General features: G+C 47.1%; 3 protein-coding genes, 1 pseudogene and 2 riboswitches. All 4 genes and pseudogenes read right to left on the reverse strand.

The annotated features are described in order from the left end of the window. A pseudogene (gene thiE, locus ACI35L_RS05305) lies at window positions 1-129 on the reverse strand (thiamine phosphate synthase); the annotation flags it as partial. Then, window positions 119-943 (reverse strand): bifunctional hydroxymethylpyrimidine kinase/phosphomethylpyrimidine kinase, encoded by an 825-nt coding sequence (gene thiD, locus ACI35L_RS05310; RefSeq protein WP_439802396.1) that lies wholly within the window; start codon window positions 941-943, stop codon window positions 119-121. The gene thiD and the pseudogene thiE, both read right to left, overlap by 11 nt. Beyond that, window positions 940-1725, reverse strand: coding sequence for a hydroxyethylthiazole kinase (gene thiM, locus ACI35L_RS05315; protein ID WP_049670326.1), 786 nt, complete (start codon window positions 1723-1725; stop codon window positions 940-942). Before thiM ends, thiD begins: the two co-directional genes overlap by 4 nt. A gap of 89 nt (window positions 1726-1814) precedes the next feature. Continuing rightward, window positions 1815-1914: riboswitch (TPP riboswitch) on the reverse strand. A gap of 243 nt (window positions 1915-2157) precedes the next feature. Further along, window positions 2158-2258: riboswitch (TPP riboswitch) on the reverse strand. Between the two features lie 48 nt (window positions 2259-2306). Beyond that, on the reverse strand, window positions 2307-3026 hold a 720-nt coding region (locus ACI35L_RS05320), incomplete at its 5' end, for an aspartate/glutamate racemase family protein (RefSeq protein WP_439802397.1).

Here is a 3026-nt window from a genome sequence, read left to right on the forward strand (position 1 = left end):
GCCCTTTTCCCTGAATTGGAACATGGTGATTCCGCCCTTTAAGGCTTGCTCTAAAACTTCAAGAGGGTTTGCTTCCTTGACATTAACTGACCCCATCACAAAATAAACCTGCAGCTGTTCACGCTTCAATGATTTCCACCTCACATTTCTCCTTACTTTTTCTATAAGCAAAATGATTCGTCGGTCCACTTCCGCTTCCGAGCCCAAGCTCCTGCTCAATTGCCAGCTGGATAAATTGCTTTGCTGCTACGATAGACTCTTCCACCGTCCATCCCTGTCCTAAGAAGGCTGTAATGGCTGCAGAAAAGGTACAGCCTGTCCCATGGGTATGCCGAGTTCGGACACGCTTGGTTGTCATTTTAAACGAATGACCGTTCTCAAAGTACACGGCGTCCGTTGCAAAATCCGGGTCATCAACATGACCGCCCTTCATGACAACACAGTTCGCCCCAAGCTCAAGCAAATGCTCAGCCGCTTTTGCGATTTGATTCCCATTGTGGATTTTCATTCCCGTCAGTACCTCTGCTTCCGGTATATTCGGCGTAATAACCGTACTAAGCGGAATCAAATGCTCCCTTAGGTCACGGACAGCCTCCATTCCAAGCAGCTGCTCGCCGCCCTTGGCAACCATGACAGGGTCAACGACAAGCTGCAAATCTTGCATTCTGAGAATCTCCGCTGTTTCACGAATAATCTCACTTGAAGCGAGCATTCCTGTTTTAGCAGCCTGGACAGGAAAGTCAGAGAACACAGCCTCTGCCTGAGACCGGACAAATGCTGAGGTCGTGGCAAATATATCATGAACACCCATCGTATTTTGAGCCGTTAAGGCCGTCACCACAGATGTTCCGAAGACACCCAGCTCCTGAAAGGTCTTCAAGTCAGCCTGTATGCCTGCTCCTCCGCCGGAATCTGACCCGGCAATCGTCATCACCACATTCATGCTTCCACCCTCCCATTCGCTTGGATAAATAATTGATCCAGAAAGGCAGCTTGGAAGGATGCAGGAGTTGAGCTTTGCTGATACGCTTCCTCACTCGCCCGCTTATAAAGAGACAATCCTTCTGCAAGTCTATCTAATCGATTTTCTGTATGGACAGCCAATAGCGCAGTACAAACCGAACTGAGCAAACAGCCGCTGCCCGTAACCTGCGTGATGATCGGATGACCGCCGCTAACCCAGCGTCCTTCCACCCCATCCGTTAGATAATCCCGTTCCCCCGTCACAATCACGAGGCACTCATATTTCAAGGCAACCTTCTTAGCCTCCTCCTCAAGGTCAATCGTCCCCGTGCCGCTGTCCACACCCTTCTGCTCCCATGCAGCTCCAGAAAGTGCTGCGAGCTCACCAACATTACAGCGAATCGCATCTACATGAACTTCATCAAGAAGCTCTCGAACGGTGTCCTTCCGATACAAAGCAGCCCCGACCGCGACAGGATCGAGCAATACTGGGATTTCTCGCACATTAGCGGCCCTGCCCGCCTTTAGCATTGCCGTCCTCATCTGTGGATTGAGTGTCCCGATATTGATGGAAAGGGCCGATGCCGCCTTAATGATCTCCTCCACCTCATCAGGGCCATCCGCCATCACAGGTGACGCCCCAATTGCCAGCAGGCCATTTGCCTGCAGATTAGCTGCCACATAATTCGTGATGCAATGAATGAGTGGATTCCTCTCACGTACTTGGGTGAATACATTTGTTCCTCCAGATAAATCGTTCATCTTCTCTCCTCCATTTTTTGATGGACGCAAGAAAGAAAAAAGCCCTTCTATCTCACTAGCAAGAATAAAAGGGCTTAAGCATCAGTATACGCCTGATGACCATTGCTCCCTACGCCAGTATTAACTAACAGGTTCTAAGGGTCAGGTTTTAACCTTCTCAACTCTAAAAGAGTCCCCCCGCAATCAAATGATTTATTTAGTTTTAGGAAACATCCCAATAACTCCTCGGAGTTATTGCGGCGAAAAGTTGTTCGAGCTCCGCCCGAAAACCTTCCTCTCAACTTTTCTGCCATCCGCCGGAGGCTTTAACTTTATTCAGCAGGAGTTTGCACTCGCCCCTGAAGCCTTCTTTCAACTTGCATTGAATTTGCCATAAAAAGCTGAATAAAGTTAAAAGCTCTCCAAAACAAATGGAGAGCTAAAGTATACAAAAAAATATTATACGATGCTCCCTACGCTAGTGTTAACTAAGTCAGGTTCTAAGGGTCAGGTTCTACCTTCTCAACTCTAAAAGAGTCCCCCTGCAAATGATTTGATTGGTTTAACCTTAACAAATGTTCCTAATTTTTTCAAGATTACATTCAAATAAATCCATAATAAGGACTCTGACTATTAGCATCATGCGCCCACCGGATAAGTGTCATGAAATCAAATACTGGCAGCTGCACGGCTTGTTGAATGGCATAGGCACAGGGAGGAAGATCGCTGCATTCCAGAAGAATGGCTCCAATTTCCGGATGTTTTTCTGTCATTTCAGTTGCCTTGCTGACAACTTCATTACGAAGCCGATCGTTATGGAATGCACCAGCACCATTTGAAATGGAAGAAAACTCAGCTCCCTTGCTAAGATCTCCGATAATCAGGTTGGATTCATCTGTAATCCCGCAGCTTTTTAAAAGCGCATCGGTCAATCCCTTTTCATAAGCAGTTAAAATACCAATCTTTTGTCCTGGCTTCAGCCCTATCTGAATCATATTCAACTGGACCAAACTGGATAAGAAGACAGGGATATTGAGGGCACTTGCAGTTTGAGCCTGAAAATTTCCGAAGAAGCCGCAAGCGCTAGAAATCACCTTTGCCCCTTCACTCTGCAGCTGCAATGCAGCCTCGATAATCCTCTTCTCTAATGAAGAATCCCCATTTAAGAGTCGCTTTCCTGTACAGCAAGGAACTAATTTATAGTGGACGGGAAACGGATAGCTTGAGTAGTTGGCGACATTACCGGGAATGACGGGATAATTGTTTCCATCGGAATAGAGGATGCCGACAGCAAAACCCGTTACATAGCGCCCTTTTTTCTG

Origin of the sequence: Pradoshia sp., assembly GCF_051873915.1 — a bacterium.
Classification (GTDB): Bacteria; Bacillota; Bacilli; order Bacillales; family Pradoshiaceae; genus Pradoshia.